Source organism: Methanolacinia paynteri, assembly GCF_000784355.1.
GTDB lineage: Archaea > Halobacteriota > Methanomicrobia > Methanomicrobiales > Methanomicrobiaceae > Methanolacinia > Methanolacinia paynteri.
On the sequence record NZ_AXDV01000013.1, the window covers coordinates 17,948 to 35,216 of the forward strand.

Here is a 17,269-nt window from a genome sequence, read left to right on the forward strand (position 1 = left end):
TGAAAATGTCATTATTTTCTGGTTTTTCATGTATGTCCGGTACCATTTTTTTATAAACAAGTTTTATTTTTTTATATGACTAATAATTAAATGGGTTTTTGCTTTGACAGGACATATAAGAATCGTAAACGATCCAATTGATCTCGTTCCTCTTCTGATAACATTCAATAACCCTGAGTATAAGTTAATCTATGACAGGCTCAGTAAAAACTGGATGACAGAAAAAGAGCTTTCTGAGGATATTGAACCTGAGCAGGTTACCGGTTGTCTTGCACTGCTGAAGAAAGGAAACCTCATAGAAGAACAGTGGCGGATGCCCAAGCCGGGAGATAAGCCGCAGAAAGAATATAAGACAACATACAGCAGGTTCAGGGCGAACTTTCAGTGTACAATGGACGACCTCGGTGATCTGATCCATGCGTCAGTATCGACTGATGAGAAGTTGAGAGATATTGTAGATGTAATTGAAAAAGAAGTTCGCGGAGGCAACAAGTCATTAAATGATCTGGCAAGAAATCATAATGTCAGTCCGGTTTTCATCAAGGGGCTTGCAAAGCGTCTTCCGAACCTCGATGTAAAAGGACAGGGGCTGGTATTCGTTGAGAAACCTGGAGAATGATCCGTTATATATCATACTGAGAAGCAAGAGAGAATCAACAAAATTTCAGATCCTCGTGGATATTGCAGAGAACCAGCCGTCCGTCCGGCAGCAGGAGATCGCGGAAAAGCTTGGTATAACACCGCAGGCTGTATCTGACTATATCCGTGATCTTGTCGACGACGGCATGGTATATTCACAGGGCAGGGGCAGCTACAAGATCACGTATAAAGGGGTCGAGTGGGTCTTAGCCAATGCAGAGGCATTGCAGTCATATGCAAAGCATGTAACACGTGATATAATTCAGCAGGTCTCCGTATGGACTGCGATTGCCGATTGTGAAATAAAAAAGGGAGATTCTGTCGGTCTCTTTATGAGAGACGGTCTTCTGTATGCGTCCCACAGCGATCAGTCTGCGGTCGGTAATGCAGAGAATAATGCGGTGAAAGGCGCCGATGTGGGCGTTATAGATGTAAAAGGGATAATCGACCTGAAAAAAGGCACTGTTCATATATGCAAGATCCCGCGGATCCAGAGAGGCGGGTCGGATTCTGTATCATATGAAAAATTGAAAGAAGTGCTTAACGATGCCGGTTTTATTGGTGTTGTAGGGATTGAATCGTATATCGCCGTGGGAAAGGCGGGATTTAAGGCTGACGCATTCTTCGGTGCCGGCGACGCTGTGATCGATGCTGCGTTTCATGGCCTCGAATGTGCAATAGTTATTGTTGATGAGGAGTTTACGGACTTTCTTAAGAGGATAGAAACTTCAGAACTGGCATACAAAATGTACGATTTCGTATCCTCATGAGACTTGTCGTAAATCCCCAGAGAGGATCATATAAGATCTTTTTTTACGACCGGAATCTGGTTGCCGGATCGGGTATAGTTGAGATTGTCAGGACCGGAAAAGGATTCCGGCCGAAGAATTATAAATATAAACCTGTTGAAAAGCGGCAGTATAAAAATATCCCTTCAAAAGAGTTGATCTCGGCGCTTCGAAGATCGAATATCTACATGACTGTCGGCGATAAAAATTTTGAATCTTTTTTATCAGATCTCCAGATTCCGTTCAAATATTTAAACGCCTGCCGGACATGCCTTATCGAAGACCGGATCACTCCGCTGAAGAATAAGAATTCTGTTAGATATGGCAGAGAGAAGATCTGCCTGGACTGTGCAAAGAAGGAACTCAGGAGGGAGCTGGGGTATCTCGGCGGAACCGGTGCGCTCTCGTCCGCTCATCTTGAAAAGCTTCTTGAACTGTATATGGACTTAAACAGGGTCCTCGGAATGGTCCAGCCCGATCGCCTCGACATGTCGAAGACTCTGTTCGACAGGCTCGAGGCGCACGAGATAAGGAAAACTTCTGCGATAAAGGACCTGCCTCTACCCAAGCGTTTCAAAGAGCATTGCGGTGTCGAGAACCTGATGCCGGTCCAGCAGCTGTCGGTTGAAGCCGGACTGCTGGAAGGAAAGGATCAGCTTATCGTGGCTGCTACTGCGAGCGGAAAGACTTTCATCGGGGAGATGGCAGGCGTGAAGAATTTTCTGGAGAACAGGGGGAATACTCTCTTTCTCGTTCCGCTTGTGGCCCTTGCCAACCAGAAATATTCACGCTTCACGAAAAAATACGGATTTCTTGATGTCTCGCTGAAGACCGGGGTTTCGAGGCTCAACATTCCCGAGACACGTGTGAAAGCGAACCGCAGCATGGACTCCGCGATAATTGTCGGGACATACGAGGGCGTGGATTATATGCTCAGGTGCGGCAGGACCCTCGGAAAGATCGGGACAGTGGTTATAGACGAAGTCCAGAACCTTGAGGAGCCCGAAAGAGGGCACAGGCTTGACGGTCTTATATCGAGGCTGAAGTTCGTTGCTCCCCATGCCCAGTTCCTCTATCTCAGTGCAACCATAGGGTTCCCGCACCTGCTTGCAGAAAAACTCAACTCAAGTCTTGTTGAGTATATGGAGCGGCCGGTTCCACTTGAAAGGCACCTGATATTCGTCAACAGGGGAGAGAAAATAAAACTCATCAAAAGAATGGTGTCGACCGAGTACAAGACTAAGTCTTCGAAAGGTTTTCGAGGGCAGACAATTGTCTTTACATTCTCCCGTTCGCGCTGCCATGATATTGCGGACGCAATAGGCGAAGGAAAGGCTGCGGCGTACCATGCAGGTCTGACTGCAAAAGAGAGGCGCGAGGTCGAGACAAAATTCGAGAAGGGCGAGCTCTCGGCTGTGGTGACTACGGCGGCTCTTGCGGCCGGTGTGGACTTTCCTGCTTCCCAGGTGATCTTCGATTCGCTTGCGATGGGAATTGAATGGCTGACTGTTCAGGAGTTTTCCCAGATGATGGGCCGTGCAGGGAGGCCAGATTTTCATGATATGGGTAAGGTTGTAGTTCTTGCTGAGCCTGGTGCGTCGTATTCGCGTGATTCGAAACTGACGGAAGAAGAGGTTGCCATAAATCTCCTGAAGGGGGAGATGGAGGAGGTGTCCCCGGTTTACAATGACGAGGAGTCTTCCGAAGAACTGGTTGCGAACTCTGTCGTATGCGGCGGAGATATTGACAATCTCGAGCGGATCTGTGCATCGATGGTTGGAGAGATGATCGATATCCTGCCTGTACTAAAGAAAAGGAATTTCATTAAGGTGAGCGGTAACCAAGTCGTTATGTCCCCTGCTGCCAGGGTTATGGCAGAGCATTTCATAGGGATAAATACGTATGACAAGATCCTCTCGCTCATAACGGTTTCAGACGACCCGCTGGAGATTCTTGCAGAGATCGAATGCGATGAACCTGAGAAGAATCAAAAATAACTTCTTTTGTGGATTTTTCTTTTGTGTCTGGAAATATATTTTTATCAGGTGTATTGTTGGCAACCTCAGGGCCTATCTGTGGTGATGTTCAGGGGATAGACAAGTATCCCCTGAACGGAGAGACGCGGTAAGATCATCACGCGTACTGAACAACTTCCTCCAAAAAAAATCTCTACTGTCTCCGGGAGTGGATGTACGCGGGAAGTAAGCGCCTGAAAAAATTATTTAAAAAAAAGTCCGATTATCCTTGTTCCTGGGCGGATTTGTATGCATCGTACATACTGTAGATCCATATTATCAGGTATAAGATGATTACTCCAAAGGTCATTAATGAGAGAAATCCTAAGATTACTGCAAGAACGAACAATAAAAGCGCTTTTAAAAATTGTCCTGTATAAAACTGCCCGAGTCCGGGTATGAAAAACGACAGTATTACTGCCAGTATCGGTGATGCCATATACCTTCTTTCCTTCTGTGTTGTATTTAGTGGTTTTGTTTTATAGTGGCGACCGTCTCTTTTTGGACTTCAAATTCTTCATGAAACTGTCCCCATCACAAAGATATTTATTCTCTCCAAATGATTATCCTGATTACGGTCAGGAAATGACCGCTATTAAAGAGGAGAATAACGATGAAAGTTTGGAAATGCAAAAAATGCGGATATGTATATAACCCCGAGGTAGGTGACCATGAGTCGGGAATTTCAAAGGGAACAGCGTTTGAAGATCTCCCCGATACGTGGGTATGCCCGAGATGCGGTGCTAAAAAGAATATGTTTGTAGCCATGGAGATTTAAAAAGATGGCTGAAACCAAAATGAAATGCTCCATATGCGGGCATGTATATGATTCAAAGAAAGGAGATGTAGGTGTAGACAAGGATACGGATTTTTCCGATGTTCCCGCCGACTGGAAATGTCCGGTATGCGGGGCGGCGAAGTCTGCGTTTTTTAAAATAGATTAAGTGAATTGATATGACAGTTAGAGAGATCAGGCAAGGAATTTATTCAGTCGGCGTTATAGACTGGGACAGACAGGTCTTCGATGAACTGTTGCCTCTTCCCGAAGGAACGACGTACAGTTCATATCTTGTGAAAGGCAGCGAAAAGACTGCACTGGTAGATGCGGTGGATGCCGAATTCGAGGAGGAGTTCATAACGAATCTGGCCCGCTCGGGAGTCGACGGAATCGATTATATTATCGTCAATCATACCGAACAGGACCATTCGGGTGCGCTCATGGTCTTCCTCGAGCTTTTCCCGGGAGTTAAGATCATTACGTCCGCGAGAGGTGCGGACCTCCTGGAGGTTCTTCACCAGATCCCGAAATTCAGGATCCAGGTTGTTGAAGACGGGGATACATTGTCACTTGGAGACAAGACCTTGGAGTTCATGATTACCCCGTGGGTCCACTGGCCTGATACGATGATGACGTATGTCCGCGAGGATAAAGTCCTTTTCTCCTGCGATCTTTTTGGGGCCCATTATGCGTGCAGCGATCTCTTTGTGGCGGAGAAGTGCCGTCATACTCTTCTTGCGAAGCGTTATTTCGCAGAGATCATGATGCCTTTCAGGCCAAAGGTAACGGAGTACATCGAGCGCCTTTCCGGTTACGAGATCTCCGTTATCGCACCGAGCCACGGTCCCTGTTACGACGATCCCGCCTATATTCTTGATCTTTACACGGAATGGTGTACCGGCGATCTGAAAAACAAGGTAATAATTCCGTATATCTCGATGCACGGCAGTACGAAGAAGATGGTGATGTATCTCACCGAAGCACTGATCAGGCGTAATATCGGTGTAAGGCCTTATGATGTCGGGAGAGCGGATACAGGTCAGCTTGCAATGGATCTCGTGGATGCGGCCACCATCATTATCGCTACTCCTACGGTGCTGACGGGTCCTCACCCTAAGATTGCGAACATTGCGTTTATTGCAAATATGCTGAAACCGAGGGCTAAATTTGCCGGTATAATCGGTTCATATGGGTGGGGCGGGAAGACCTTAAAGGATCTTGCGAATATTATGAACAAGCTTGAAGCCGAGATGTTCGAACCTGTATATATCAAGGGGCTTCCTTCGGAGGAAGTTTATAAGTCCCTTGAAGATCTTGCAGACGAAATCTTAAAGAAGCATAAAGACGAGAAAATCGTTTGATAAAGAGGTTAGTAAAATGACAGGAATGCCAGTATTATACAAATGCGACAAATGCGGAAAAGTAATTATGATCACAAGCCCCGGAGAAGGAAAGCTTGTATGCTGTGACCAGGATATGCGTCTTCTTGAGGCTAAAACGGCGGATTTCAAGACGGAAAAGCATGTTCCGATCATTGAGAAATCCGCGGGCGGAATCAAGGTGACCGTCGGTTCGACGATCCACCCGATGACCGAAGAGCATCACATCGAATGGATTGCGGTGCTCGACGGTGATATGTTTATGGCAAAGTGCCTGAAGCCCGGCGATCAACCTGTTGCAGAGTTCCCAACCTCAAATACCGGTGTAAAGGCATTTGAGTACTGCAATATTCATGAGTTCTGGTCTAACGAAAAATAACTTTTTTTTGTCGGGGATTTTGCTCCTGAAATCAAAAAGGATATTACGGATTTGAGTATACCTTAGGTATTGCAATGAATCGCCTTGCGCAATTCTCTATAATTGCTGACGATCTCGGGAATGTTTTCCGGTTTATATCCATCGGGACATGTATCCCTATCATCGTTGCGCTGATTTACGGGGAATGGAATATGATTATTCCTATGGCAATGGTGCCGTTGATCCTTTTCCTGCTCGGCACTCTCATGCTTCAGTTCCCGGAAAACAAGCGTGAGGCAAAACTCAGTCAGGCCCTATTCTCAGTAGCTCTCATATGGATTGTATGTGCTCTTGTGGGTGCCGTTCCGTTCACTTTGGGTCTTGGGATGCCGTACCTGGATGCAGTCTTTGAGGCGATGTCGGGCTGGACGGATACCGGCCTTACGATGATTTCGGATGTTGATGCAGTCCCTTATACGCTCCTTTTCTGGCGCTCCCTTATGCAGTGGCTTGGAGGTCTGGGTATCGTAGCATTTACCATAGTAATGCTTTCGAGGACAGGGATGAATCCTTCGAGATTCTACCGCTCGGAGGGCCGTTCAGAGGCCTTCATGCCGAGCATAGTCGAGCAGGGTCTCAACATGTGGAAGATCTACCTGATCCTCACCTTTGTATCTGTTCTCCTGATCTTGATCTCGGGAGTTCCGATCTGGGATGCTGTGAATATTGCAATGGTCGCGATTGCAACAGGGGGATTTTCCGTTCATACTGCAGGGATACCATACTACAACAACCCGCTCCTGGAGATGCTGATAATTCCGGTGATGATAGCCGGTGCTCTTCCGTTCAAGATTTACTACCTCTCGTATTATAAGAGGAAGCTGAGTTTTTATCACGATGAACAGCCGTGGATACTGTTCTTCCTGATTATTTTGGGATTTATTGTGATAACATCGGATTTGATCATGTTTAACGGCCTTGAGAGTATCGATGCAGTCCGGCAGGGTATATTCATGGCGGTGGCGGGAGTCACAAGTACAGGTTTTCAGGTTTCTTCTCCTGATACATGGGCCCCTGTTTCAGTTCTTTTCCTGGTTTTCCTCCTGTTTATCGGCGGCTCATCAGGAAGTACGGCCGGCGGTATAAAATTATCAAGGGTTGCTCTTGCATACAGGGGTATCGTATGGTGGTTTAAGAGGATATTCGTAAGCGGCAAGGCTGTGGTACCGTTCAGGTACAGCGGCAGGATCGTCCCGAAAGCCGAAGCTGAGGCGGAAGTCTCCCGCAATATGCTGATAATACTACTTTATTTTATAGTGGTCTTCTTTTCGGCTATAATCATCATGCATTTCGAATCCCCCATGGTCGACACGAGCAACGTAATATTCGAGATCGTCTCTGCGACGTGTAACAACGGTATAAGCACCGGTTTTGTCAACAGTGATCTGACGCCTTTCAGCAAGGTTGTCTTCATCTTCGTGATGTGGATTGGCAGGCTTGAGGTTCTGCCGGTGATCGTATTCTTCATGGGCCTGATAAGGGGCTTTGAGAAGTGATTTTTTTGTGATTTGATTGGGCATAAGCTCATTCATTGAAATTACTGAGGTTTCTAAAGGGCGTAAGCCCCTTCGGGGCAGCCCGATGCGAGAGTCTCGCTCCGCAGGCTCCGCGAACTTTCGCAATGGTGATAACCCGGCCTGGACGCTACCCGCACGGGTAGCCTCAGCCGGGGAGAATGATAATCTGGGATTGAATTGAACTTCTTTATTTCTAAAAGGCGAAGCGCTCTCGGTTACCTCGACTAAGTGATTTACTTTTTTGGATCTGACCCGGTTTTAATGAATTGACTGAGTGTGTTTATCTGGAGCATGAGGGGATGCTTGTCCATCCCCGAGTGCGACTTATCGCGATCAGGGGGAGGGTAACAGGGAGGGAGACCTGTTCCCCCTCCCTTGAAAAGTGCGAATAGAAAGAAATTGGAAATTATTGCAAATTAAAATTTAAAATCAGAAAAAGTAAAAAACAAAAAAAATTATTCGTAGAGGAATTTCTCGTCGATTCTCTCGTATCCTGAGATCTCCTCAGGTTTGAAGTGAATCGCGATCTCTCTCTCTGCGGTTTCGTTGGAGTCGGAGCCGTGAATTACGTTCATTCCGATCTCAAGAGCATAGTCCCCGCGGATTGTACCGGGTGCGGCTTCTGCCGGGTTTGTCGCACCGATCATCTGCCTTGTAATCGAGACTACGTTCTTTCCTTCCCATACCATGAGGAAGCACGGTCCGCTTGTTATGTATGATTTGAGTCCCGGGAAGAACGGTTTGTTTACATGTTCCGCGTAGTGCTCCATGACACGTTCTTCAGGAAGTTTTTCGAACTTTGCCGCGACCATCTTGAGACCTTTGTTCTCGAGACGGGCGACGATCTCACCAATAAGTCCTCTCTGGACACCGTCGGGCTTTACCATAAGGAAGGTGCGATCCATTACAGATCACTCCTTTCCGAGAGCCTTGCGTCCTGCTTCCGTCCACTCTACGCGGCGCGGGACCCTGCCGAGGCGGTAGTTGTTCTGGCACTTCTGGCTGCAGAAATAGAAGATTGTGCCGTCCTTCCTGACGTACATCTTTCCTGTTCCAGGCTCGATCTTCTCCCCGCAGAATGTGCAGGTATATGTGTCCACCATTTTTAGCGCCTCGAGAGTTTCTTGGCTTCACGCTCTGTTTCAAGGAGCATGAGCACGTCACCTTCGCGGATAGGTCCTACGGTGTTCCTTGTAATAATTCTTCCCTTGTTGGAGCCATCGAGGATTCGGCACTTGACCTGCTGGGCCTCCCCATGCATGCCCGTTGATCCTATTACCTCAATAACTTCCGCAGGCGTTGCATCTGCCATCGGTATTCACCTCACTGCCTGAGTTCGGAGATCTGTCCGACAACTTCGTCAAGGAGTTCTTTTGCCTTTCCGGGTTTGACGATCGCGGCTGCTGCCGATCCCACGTCAAGACCGCTTGCTGCTCCGACATCGTTCTGCTGGTTGATAATGACATATGCACACTGCTTCTCGTCGCAGAGTGCTGGGATGTGCATTACAATCTCCTCGGGCTCGACGTCTCCGCCGATAAGGACGAGCTGGGCGACTCCTCTTTCAACAGCTTTTGTTACTTCGTTCGATCCTTTTTTGATCTTTCCGGTGTCCCTTGAAATCTCGAGAACTTCGAGAGCTTTGTTCTGGATCTCATCTGGAACTTCAAATTTTACGTATACTTTTGACATAACTCACCTCATTCAGGAGCAAGAACCGGAACAGGCGAAATGACCTTTCCGGAATATGTGTTGAGTTACTCCTTCATCACTCATCAGTTTACGATGTAGCTATATTATTTAGTCATGTGGATGGATAAAGGTTTTCGAATTTTGATTTTTCGTCCGGCAGCCGGACCAGTGGGATAAGAAAAAAAAGGGCAGAAAATTTTGTTCACGCTTGTTTTTATGGAATGCTGTAGATCGTAACATTTTCATTTTGATAATAAATGCTCAGATTTTCTACCGGCAGGTTCACATCGTATGCCTCGTTCTCTGAATCCCCGACATAGATGTGAGTAATATTGTATTTCTCAGTTAAACTGTCAAAATCATCAGGATTTTCATATATCAGCCTGACGTCCTGCATCCTGTACCCTACATCTGAGTCGTATCCCCTCCACATCTGTTCATGGAAGGGCTGTCCGATAACCGCAGGTATTCCTGTCATCGACGAGACTCTGGAATAGTATGTATAATCTCCTCCCTCCGCCTCAAGTATTACAGCCGAATCAAGATCCTCCGTATTCTCTCTGATGTATGATATTGCATCGTAATCATACGGATGGGAGTTTTCCAGCCATGCCATCCCGTCAAGTGTCTTTCCCCCGTAGCCGTAGTTGAGGTCCGGGAGCATGACGGGAATCGAGAAAGCTATCAGCAATGCAACAAGGAGTGTGATATTTCTTTTTTTCAGTTTTTCAGGATCCGCCTGTTCATTCGGTTTTTCTGTTTTCGTTCTGCCCGAAAGCCATTTCCCGACAAATACTGCTCCTCCAGTTCCCATCAGGAACCAGGCTACAAGAGAGAACTTGAAAACCGTATTCATCCGGTAGTAGACATCTCCCATATTGTCGATGAGATAGATTGTCTCTGTCAGCATTAATATCAGGAGTCCGGCAGCAGAGAGAATCTCTTCCGGAAGGAGTGTCCTTCTTATAAGCAGGCAGACCGCCGGAAGGAGAACAAGTCCTGCACCTGTATATCCGGTCAGGATGAACGGGATCAGTATCAGGAGGAGATACGGTCTCTTCCTGAGATCTTTGATGCATTCGGCATAAAAGACGAGAAGAAATATGCCGTATACCAGAAGGAACGGGAGCGGTTCAGTTGGAGTATGAACTAACCCGATTCCTTCAACACCTGCTGAATTAAGCATGAAATAATACGGGAGGTAGAAAAGAACCGCATATAGGGGCATAATGAAGAAAAGCCTCCATGCACCTGATGTGCAATCTTCTTTTATGGATTTAATCCAGGTGAGTCCTGCAAATACGAGTGTCAGCGGAGCATATAGGAGGATGTCCCATGTATTTATCAGGGGCATCGTTCCGAGACTCAGTGCTCCTGCAAGAATCAGTTTCTTCCTGCCGGTCTCGCTTGTCTCATTCCATTTGACATATGCATATACAAGGATGAATATCAGGAGTGCCTGGTTGAAAAACGATATCACATGCGCATGCGGATCTCCCCATAGCATTGAGAATAAGGGGTATTCCGTTATTGCATTCTCAATCGTCCTTGTGCTGTCCCACATGACGGAGTTAAGCCCCTGGAGGTTTAATGCATACCATATGAATGCGGGATTTACGAGGAAGAGGATTACAACGGGGAGCCACTGGTATTTCTTCAACAGAAGTTTGCCTGATGCGTAAAGGGCAATTCCGGTATTGGCAAATACAGTCGGAAGCACCAGGTTGAAGACGATCGTGGATTTTATTCCTGCTATGTACCCGAGCGCACCAATCATCCAGTGGCCCATATAGTAATACATGTTCAGGTCTCCGCCGGAAAACCACGGATCAACCGGGGGAACGACCGGATTGTTTATGATCGAAGCAAGGAACGCATGATCCATGAACTTCTCTGCATATGATATGGAGGGATTAAGGAATCTTACCTCAAGCATGAATATGAAGAGGATTATAAAGAGAAGATCCCATTGCTTCCACTCGCCGAAATTTTCAGGCCGGTATTCCCCTGTTTTAAGATAGAACAGTGCCAGTATGATGAAAGGAACGAGCGAAATATAAATCGGGATTCCTGTAAGTCCGCAGTACCATGAGATTATTGCAAAAAAAAGCAGGGATATTGGATATGAAATCCCGTAGCCATAATCTCCGAAACCTCTCTTTATAGCAGGAAATATTGAGATCTGAATAAACTTCAGGATCAGCAGCCATATTATTACAGCTGTGATCTGCTCGATTACGATCAGATAATCTCCCCCTTATCAAGTCCTCTTGAAAAGGCCTTCTTCATCAGTTCGACCGCCCAGTCCCCGAACATATACAGGGAAATGACCCCGCCTACAAGGGTTACCAGATTTTTCACGAGATGATCGATGATTGCGATCAAAACAGCAGTGACAGGTTCCACTCCGCCAAGCTGGAGAGTAATCGCTACCGCAGCCTCGTATGTTCCCATACCCCCGGGGGTGATTGGGACGGCCTTGACGAGGTTTCCGATAACTATTGCAAGAATTACAATTAAAATTGGTATCTGCTGCTGGAACATAAGTGCGATAATCCAGCAGATTATGCTGTCCGTTAGCCAGATAACAACTGAAACTACCCCTAAAATCAGGAGTGCGGTAATTGTAAGAGATGCCTTTTTGACGTCGTCAAAAAGTTTCAGACCCATTGTTATGTATTTGTTCTTCGATTCGATCTTCCCGCAGATGACAAGGAATACGATAAATCCTCCGCATGCAAGAAGGACTACCATCAGGACGGTTGAGAACCATTCGGGGACATTCAGAATAAAGGGTATTGTTACGACACCAAGAATGGCAACTGTTGCTATATCGAAGAATCTCTCGATAACAAGTGACGAAAGACCTTTGGAATAACTTGCGTTCACTTCGTGCTTCAGGATAAAGAGGCGGACGAGATCCCCGAGCCGTGCAGGAATGATCAGGTTGGCTGTCTGGGAGACATATATGCAGGCCGTGGACAGCATCAGGCTTACCTGGATCTCGAGTTTTTCAAGAATGTATTTGTATCTCCACCCCCGGATGAACCATGCACCGATGCAGATTGCTATTGCTACGATCAGATATGAGGGAATTGCGTTTTGTATGGCGGTCAGAAGATTATCCCATACACTGTACAGCATGTAGCCGATAATCGCCACTGCAATTAATGATGGAATCAGAATTGCACTAAGCCTTTTTAACATTGATTCTCCACCAAAGCTTAAGAATACTGGTGCCCATAGAGAAGATGTCCTTGAACTTTACTGTCGTCTTGCTGCCGGTATTCCAGACTACCGGGAATTCGGCTACCTGGTATCCTGCTTTTTGTGCCCTGACAAGAATCTCTGTATCCCAGAACCAGTGGGTGGAGGATATGTCGGGCAGTATCTTCATCAATATCTCTTTGTTGAATCCTTTGAATCCGCACTGGTGATCGTGCAGTCTGCTCCCTAAAAAGAGTCTTACAAGGAAATTGTATCCTCTGCTTGCAATCTCACGGTCTGTGGATCTTTTTATATCGCTACCGGGCATAAGCCTGGATCCGGTGGAAACAGCCGCCCCCTTTCTTATCTCATCTCTCAGTTGAGGGAGATATGCCATATCCGTGGCAAGATCGACATCATAATAGCAGAGAATTTTTCCTTTTGAGTATTCAAAAGCCCGGTTCAGGGCCCTGCCCCTTCCAAGCCTCTCGTCGCTATGAAAGAGCCGAACACGCGAATCTTTCTTTTCCCACTCTTCGACAAGCTCCCTGCTTCCGTCCGTACTTCCGTCCTCTGCGACGATCAGTTCGAATGAATCTGTTATTTTTTCAAGAGTGCTGAGAGACTCAGGGATTGCTTTTTCAAGCGATATTTTGTCGTTGAAGACAGGTATTACGGCTGAAACTTCTACCTCACTCATCTGGAATAAGCCTCCGAGATCATACCTGCAACTTTTTTTCCTGCGGCGATGGATCCCTCCATACTCCTTTCAGGATAGTTGGCTTCCGAGAACATGCCTGCGTAATAGATCCCGTCGATGCAATACCCGGGGATCTTTGACCTGTATCCTGTCATATAAACCGGGCCTGCGTCCTCTTCTATGAAAATCCTTTTCCAGAGAATTTCGTCGTCTTTTAAGGAAAATCTTGTTTTAAAGTCCGAAAGCATCTGTTCCTGAAGCCCTTTTTGGGGTTTGCCTGAGAAATAGGAGGCAAGATATACTATATGCTCATCGTATCTTTCGTAAGGGACGAAGTTTGTATGGCCTATTACCGCTCCGTAAGGGGCTTTGTCTTTCATGTTGACCCAGTATAGTCCGTTAAGGACATCTCTTTTCAGGCCCAGCGTCATACAGGCTGCTCCCTGGTAGATGAATTCCCCGATATTTGGACCGCCCAACTGGCAGAATTTTTTTGGGTTTATGGTGTTGATTACAAGATCAAATTCTTTCCCGTTCACAAGCCATCCATTTTCGCTTTTTGTTATTGCTTCTGCAGGAGTATTTGTATGAATCTTACACCTGGAATCCAAAATCTCCTTTTCCAGCGACTTTAAAAGTGATTCAAATCCGTTTCTGAGGTATCCAAGTTTTTCGCCTCCGCTTTTCCTGTTGGATCTTATTGCGATCCTTGAGATCAGCCATGCGGCCGAAACTTTGTCGCTGTATTCACCCGATTTGCTCCTCAACAGGGGTTCAAAGAATGAATTATAGACCCCTTTTCCGCATTCTTTCTCTATAAAATCTTTTGCGGTTATGTCGTCGAGCTTTTCAATGTCGTATTTTCCTGCCCTGAGTGTAAGCGTCCCAAGCCTGAATTTTTCAAAAAATGTCATATATGGATATCTGATAATCTCCGGAATTGTTGTCAGGGGCTCGTTTTTGCCGTTTACATGATACCCTGTGCTTCCCTTCAGCCATTCAATTTCTTCTTTGAGGCTGAGTTCTTCTATCAGGGAAATAAGCAGACTGTCACCCTCAAAAAAGTGGTGATAAAAATCCTCAACGTACCCTTTTTTTGTTTTTGAGGATGATAAACAGCCGCCGATCTTCTCTCTTTTCTCAAATATTTCGATATTATATTTATCTTTCAGGTAATATGCCGCTGAAAGGCCCGCAAGACCTGAACCGATGATGCAGATATTTATATTTTTCAATTATTATCATGACAATGTTGTTTTTTTTATTATTTATTGATGTGAGATTGTCTTTATAGCATGACAATTTCTGGATTAATCAAATATTATTTACCGTAAGCGGTTTAATTAATAATCAATAAGTGGATGTAAAAATTGGGTTGATAAGAAAGTTTTTGAAGTAAAGGAGAAATACATTCTTATATCCTGAAGAAAAGGTACAATTGATCTTCACTCCACTGGATGGTGTATAATTACATGAGAGTCTTTTTCATTGGATTTGGACAGGCCGGCGGCAAAATAGTGGATATGTTTATAGAACAGGATAAAAAAGCGCCGGTTCGTAGTTTCAGAGGAATTGCAGTTAATACTGCAAGAACCGATCTGATGGGTCTCAAAAATATTGAATTGAGAGATCGCATTCTTATCGGGCAAACGGTCGTAAAAGGTCACGGTGTCGGTACAGACAACGTTACGGGAGCAAAGATTACTGCCGATGAGATAGACAGTATAATCAATACAATCGATTCACGGGGAACCCATGATATCGATGCATTTATTGTCGTAGCAGGATTAGGAGGAGGTACCGGTTCTGGTGGCTCTCCCGTTCTGTGTCGTCATCTTAAGAGAATATACCGTGAGCCTGTCTACGCTGTCGGTATACTCCCTGCTCCTGAAGAAGGACGTCTCTACTCTTATAACGCAGCAAGAAGTCTGTCAACACTTGTTAATGAAGCGGATAATACATTTATATTCGACAACAGTGCCTGGAAGAATGAGGGTGAGAGTGTCAAATCTGCTTATGAACGCCTGAATGATGAAATCGTCAGACGTTTCGGGGTACTTTTCCGCGCAGGAGAAGTCGGCAGAAGCGGAGTGGGCGAGATGGTCGTCGATTCCAGTGAGGTTATTAACACCCTTCGTGGCGGTGGCGTTAGCAGTGTAGGGTATGCTATAAGCGACAAGGTCACGCAGAGCGTAAAGCAGAAAAAAGGCCTCCTGGGCGGATTATCCGTCAAAAAGAAGGAGAATACTGAGGAAGTCCTTACAGGAGAAGATAAATCGGCAAAGATTATCGGGCTTGTCAGGAGAGCTATGCTCGGACGACTTACGCTTCCATGCGATTATACTACTGCAGAGAGGGCTCTCGTCCTTATTGCAGGTCCTCCGGGCGAGATGGACAGGAAAGGGGTTGAAAAATCTAAGTCCTGGGTAGAAGAGAATATTGCAGGTGTTGAAGTTCGTGGTGGAGACTATCCGCTTGAAAGTTCGAAAGTTGCGGCAGTGGTCGTGCTCGCAACAATCGGAGATGCACCGAGAATCCGTGAACTTCTTGAAATTGCAAAAGAAACCAAGGAAGACGTGATAAAGTCAAAAGAAAGACGTGTAACAATGTTTGATGACGGAGAAGGAATCGATCCGTTGTTCGAATAATATAGTGAGGTAAGGATTAAAAATGAAAGTCAAATATATCTTTTTCTTAATTTTATTGTTCTCTCTTGTAATTGTCCAGTCAGCAAGCGCGGTGAACTATGAGGCACCTACGGTAAAAATTCTCCCGGATAAGACTTCTTATACCCCGGGTGATGAAGTAACCATTACTGCAGATGTAAAACTGACAGACAGTGGGGATTATACATTTCCTGATGAGGATACTTTAAAAGCTTATACTGCACTTAAGGACCCTGAGTGGACATATGAAATAAAGATAAATGGTCACGGCAACGAAATGGAGTCATCAAAGAATCCTCTCAGCATCAGTGGATGGGAACTGAATTATCCTTCTGATAATACAATCATTATAAGCTATACCCTTACTGCTACTGTTCCTGATGTCTCAAGTACGGGAGATATGATCTTCTTCCAGATTATCCAGACAGATGAAGATGGAAATGAATACACTTCCGGGGCTGCGGATCCTGTTGAGAGGACTGTGCTGAATCCTGATGATATCGATAAACTCCAGGATATCCTTGATGATGATCTTGCTGATTTTAACGATCAGATACAGTCCAAGCTGAATGCAGGAGTTGATGTTTCTGCTGCGCAGACAAAATACAATGAAGCAGCGGCTGATATAAAGAACTCCAAAACAGCTTCATATGATGAAGCAAATGAACTCTTGACAGAGGCCCAGAACCTTATTAATGAAGGAGAAGTTCTTTTGAATCAGGCATGGGCGCAGATGGCAATCAATGATGCCCAGGAAACGCTTGACAGTGTAGATTTCTACCTTACAGATTTTAAGAACAACCGGAGCATGGGAAATGATGCAAGGGTAATAAACATTGAGACAAAGATCGAATCTGCGCAATCTTCACTAAATTCTGCAAAAACGCTCTTTAATGATGCCAGCTACACCCAGGCTTACACCCTTGCCGAAACTGCAAATTCAAAAGCTTCGGAAGCACTCACATATGCAGAAGAGGTTTACGCAGAGGTTTCAAAAGGCTTCTTCCCTGATTTCGGATCCTTCACTTTCATCATTATAGGAATAATCATCGTTGTATTGGCTGTAGTAGGTTATCTCGTATATACAAGAGCCACATCCTGGGATGAATTAGGATAATTTAATTTTTCAAATTACTCTTTTATTTTTATTTTATTTTTCGATCAGCTTTGAAAATTGTGATATTCTGAATTTTTTTCAATGACTTTTAGTCACTATTTTAAGATTCAGGGAGGGGCAGGCATCCCCCCTGCTCCAGAATGGATTTTTGTCGGTTTCAAAACTCTCAACAACTGAGTATGTTCCAGATAGTTAATCTCTCCCGGTCAAAAGGCCGGGCTATCGCAAGCGCAAAGCCCTGGGGTCAGGGCGTGTTCGCTGAGCCTGCGAAGCGAACTTGCGCAAGGGTTGCTTCTAAAAAATATTTACTATAAATAGAAAGGGAGGGGGAGATCCCCCTCCCTATGACCCTC

General features: G+C 45.5%; 19 protein-coding genes. 10 read left to right on the forward strand and 9 right to left on the reverse strand.

Annotated features, from left to right (window positions below):
* Positions 1-103: 103 nt before the first annotated feature.
* Genes METPAY_RS01135 through METPAY_RS01145 form a run of 3 tightly spaced genes read left to right on the forward strand, consistent with a single transcriptional unit; the run spans position 104 to position 3,424 of the window.
* A complete protein-coding gene (locus METPAY_RS01135) occupies positions 104-619 on the forward strand; it encodes an ArsR family transcriptional regulator (protein ID WP_048148388.1) in 516 nt (171 codons plus the stop codon).
* Positions 600-1,409, forward strand: a complete 810-nt coding sequence (locus METPAY_RS01140; protein ID WP_048148389.1) for a DUF7839 domain-containing protein — start codon at positions 600-602, stop codon at positions 1,407-1,409. Before METPAY_RS01135 ends, METPAY_RS01140 begins: the two co-directional genes overlap by 20 nt.
* Complete coding sequence (locus METPAY_RS01145) at positions 1,406-3,424, forward strand: DEAD/DEAH box helicase (protein ID WP_048148391.1); 2,019 nt, start codon at positions 1,406-1,408, stop codon at positions 3,422-3,424. Before METPAY_RS01140 ends, METPAY_RS01145 begins: the two co-directional genes overlap by 4 nt.
* A gap of 241 nt (positions 3,425-3,665) precedes the next feature.
* On the opposite strand, the gene METPAY_RS01150 is transcribed toward METPAY_RS01145, so the two are convergent.
* Positions 3,666-3,881, reverse strand: coding sequence for a hypothetical protein (locus METPAY_RS01150; protein ID WP_048148392.1), 216 nt, complete (start codon positions 3,879-3,881; stop codon positions 3,666-3,668).
* A 174-nt stretch (positions 3,882-4,055) separates the two neighbouring features.
* On the opposite strand from METPAY_RS01150, the gene METPAY_RS01155 reads away from it, so the two are divergent.
* From METPAY_RS01155 to METPAY_RS01175, 5 genes are all read left to right on the forward strand, one after another.
* Entirely contained in the window at positions 4,056-4,220 is a 165-nt protein-coding gene (locus METPAY_RS01155; protein ID WP_013330037.1) for a rubredoxin, read from the forward strand.
* Between the two features lie 4 nt (positions 4,221-4,224).
* Positions 4,225-4,386: a rubredoxin gene (locus METPAY_RS01160; protein WP_048148394.1), complete on the forward strand. Its 162-nt coding sequence runs from the start codon at positions 4,225-4,227 to the stop codon at positions 4,384-4,386.
* Between the two features lie 10 nt (positions 4,387-4,396).
* The gene (locus tag METPAY_RS01165; RefSeq protein ID WP_048148396.1) at positions 4,397-5,581 is read left to right on the forward strand and encodes an FprA family A-type flavoprotein; all 1,185 of its coding nucleotides are present in this window, start codon (positions 4,397-4,399) and stop codon (positions 5,579-5,581) included.
* 16 nt (positions 5,582-5,597) lie between these two features.
* Entirely contained in the window at positions 5,598-5,978 is a 381-nt protein-coding gene (locus METPAY_RS01170; protein ID WP_048148397.1) for a desulfoferrodoxin, read from the forward strand.
* A 74-nt stretch (positions 5,979-6,052) separates the two neighbouring features.
* Positions 6,053-7,513 carry a TrkH family potassium uptake protein gene (locus METPAY_RS01175; RefSeq protein ID WP_048148398.1) on the forward strand — a complete coding sequence of 487 codons (1,461 nt, stop codon included), beginning with the start codon at positions 6,053-6,055 and terminating at the stop codon, positions 7,511-7,513.
* Between the two features lie 476 nt (positions 7,514-7,989).
* Here METPAY_RS01175 and ndk read toward each other — a convergent pair whose 3' ends face one another.
* The 8 genes from ndk to METPAY_RS01215 form a co-directional block, all read right to left on the reverse strand.
* Positions 7,990-8,439, reverse strand: a complete 450-nt coding sequence (ndk, locus tag METPAY_RS01180) for a nucleoside-diphosphate kinase (RefSeq protein ID WP_048148399.1) — start codon at positions 8,437-8,439, stop codon at positions 7,990-7,992.
* A 6-nt stretch (positions 8,440-8,445) separates the two neighbouring features.
* Entirely contained in the window at positions 8,446-8,637 is a 192-nt protein-coding gene (locus METPAY_RS01185) for a 50S ribosomal protein L24e (RefSeq protein WP_048148400.1), read from the reverse strand.
* 2 nt (positions 8,638-8,639) lie between these two features.
* Positions 8,640-8,846 carry a 30S ribosomal protein S28e gene (locus METPAY_RS01190; RefSeq protein ID WP_013330030.1) on the reverse strand — a complete coding sequence of 69 codons (207 nt, stop codon included), beginning with the start codon at positions 8,844-8,846 and terminating at the stop codon, positions 8,640-8,642.
* 11 nt (positions 8,847-8,857) lie between these two features.
* On the reverse strand, positions 8,858-9,226 hold the full coding sequence (rpl7ae, locus tag METPAY_RS01195; RefSeq protein WP_013330029.1) for a 50S ribosomal protein L7Ae: 369 nt from the start codon (positions 9,224-9,226) through the stop codon (positions 8,858-8,860).
* A gap of 214 nt (positions 9,227-9,440) precedes the next feature.
* Positions 9,441-11,471 carry a DUF2298 domain-containing protein gene (locus METPAY_RS01200; protein WP_048148401.1) on the reverse strand — a complete coding sequence of 677 codons (2,031 nt, stop codon included), beginning with the start codon at positions 11,469-11,471 and terminating at the stop codon, positions 9,441-9,443.
* The gene (locus METPAY_RS01205; RefSeq protein ID WP_048148402.1) at positions 11,468-12,433 is read right to left on the reverse strand and encodes a lysylphosphatidylglycerol synthase transmembrane domain-containing protein; all 966 of its coding nucleotides are present in this window, start codon (positions 12,431-12,433) and stop codon (positions 11,468-11,470) included. Before METPAY_RS01205 ends, METPAY_RS01200 begins: the two co-directional genes overlap by 4 nt.
* Positions 12,417-13,133 (reverse strand): dolichyl-phosphate beta-glucosyltransferase, encoded by a 717-nt coding sequence (locus tag METPAY_RS01210; protein WP_048148404.1) that lies wholly within the window; start codon positions 13,131-13,133, stop codon positions 12,417-12,419. Before METPAY_RS01210 ends, METPAY_RS01205 begins: the two co-directional genes overlap by 17 nt.
* Positions 13,130-14,368: an NAD(P)/FAD-dependent oxidoreductase gene (locus METPAY_RS01215; RefSeq protein ID WP_084600641.1), complete on the reverse strand. Its 1,239-nt coding sequence runs from the start codon at positions 14,366-14,368 to the stop codon at positions 13,130-13,132. The genes METPAY_RS01210 and METPAY_RS01215 overlap by 4 nt, the downstream gene beginning before the upstream one ends.
* A gap of 237 nt (positions 14,369-14,605) precedes the next feature.
* Here METPAY_RS01215 and METPAY_RS01220 point away from each other — a divergent pair, with 237 nt between their 5' ends.
* Together METPAY_RS01220 and METPAY_RS01225 are read left to right on the forward strand one after the other, a co-directional pair.
* Complete coding sequence (locus METPAY_RS01220) at positions 14,606-15,781, forward strand: tubulin/FtsZ family protein (protein ID WP_048148415.1); 1,176 nt, start codon at positions 14,606-14,608, stop codon at positions 15,779-15,781.
* Between the two features lie 22 nt (positions 15,782-15,803).
* On the forward strand, positions 15,804-16,916 hold the full coding sequence (locus METPAY_RS01225; RefSeq protein WP_048148406.1) for a coiled-coil domain-containing protein: 1,113 nt from the start codon (positions 15,804-15,806) through the stop codon (positions 16,914-16,916).
* Positions 16,917-17,269: the final 353 nt, after the last annotated feature.

What these genes read in the sequence shown, in the direction of transcription:
- METPAY_RS01145 (WP_048148391.1), top strand. Translation starts at nt 1,406, where the DNA reads ATGAGACTTGTCGTAAATCCCCAGAGAGGATCATATAAGATCTTTTTT.
- METPAY_RS01150 (WP_048148392.1), bottom strand. Translation starts at nt 3,881, where the DNA reads ATGGCATCACCGATACTGGCAGTAATACTGTCGTTTTTCATACCCGGA.
- METPAY_RS01155 (WP_013330037.1), top strand. Translation starts at nt 4,056, where the DNA reads ATGAAAGTTTGGAAATGCAAAAAATGCGGATATGTATATAACCCCGAG.
- METPAY_RS01160 (WP_048148394.1), top strand. Translation starts at nt 4,225, where the DNA reads ATGGCTGAAACCAAAATGAAATGCTCCATATGCGGGCATGTATATGAT.
- METPAY_RS01165 (WP_048148396.1), top strand. Translation starts at nt 4,397, where the DNA reads ATGACAGTTAGAGAGATCAGGCAAGGAATTTATTCAGTCGGCGTTATA.
- METPAY_RS01170 (WP_048148397.1), top strand. Translation starts at nt 5,598, where the DNA reads ATGACAGGAATGCCAGTATTATACAAATGCGACAAATGCGGAAAAGTA.
- METPAY_RS01175 (WP_048148398.1), top strand. Translation starts at nt 6,053, where the DNA reads ATGAATCGCCTTGCGCAATTCTCTATAATTGCTGACGATCTCGGGAAT.
- ndk (WP_048148399.1), bottom strand. Translation starts at nt 8,439, where the DNA reads ATGGATCGCACCTTCCTTATGGTAAAGCCCGACGGTGTCCAGAGAGGA.
- METPAY_RS01185 (WP_048148400.1), bottom strand. Translation starts at nt 8,637, where the DNA reads ATGGTGGACACATATACCTGCACATTCTGCGGGGAGAAGATCGAGCCT.
- METPAY_RS01190 (WP_013330030.1), bottom strand. Translation starts at nt 8,846, where the DNA reads ATGGCAGATGCAACGCCTGCGGAAGTTATTGAGGTAATAGGATCAACG.
- rpl7ae (WP_013330029.1), bottom strand. Translation starts at nt 9,226, where the DNA reads ATGTCAAAAGTATACGTAAAATTTGAAGTTCCAGATGAGATCCAGAAC.
- METPAY_RS01205 (WP_048148402.1), bottom strand. Translation starts at nt 12,433, where the DNA reads ATGTTAAAAAGGCTTAGTGCAATTCTGATTCCATCATTAATTGCAGTG.
- METPAY_RS01210 (WP_048148404.1), bottom strand. Translation starts at nt 13,133, where the DNA reads ATGAGTGAGGTAGAAGTTTCAGCCGTAATACCTGTCTTCAACGACAAA.
- METPAY_RS01220 (WP_048148415.1), top strand. Translation starts at nt 14,606, where the DNA reads ATGAGAGTCTTTTTCATTGGATTTGGACAGGCCGGCGGCAAAATAGTG.
- METPAY_RS01225 (WP_048148406.1), top strand. Translation starts at nt 15,804, where the DNA reads ATGAAAGTCAAATATATCTTTTTCTTAATTTTATTGTTCTCTCTTGTA.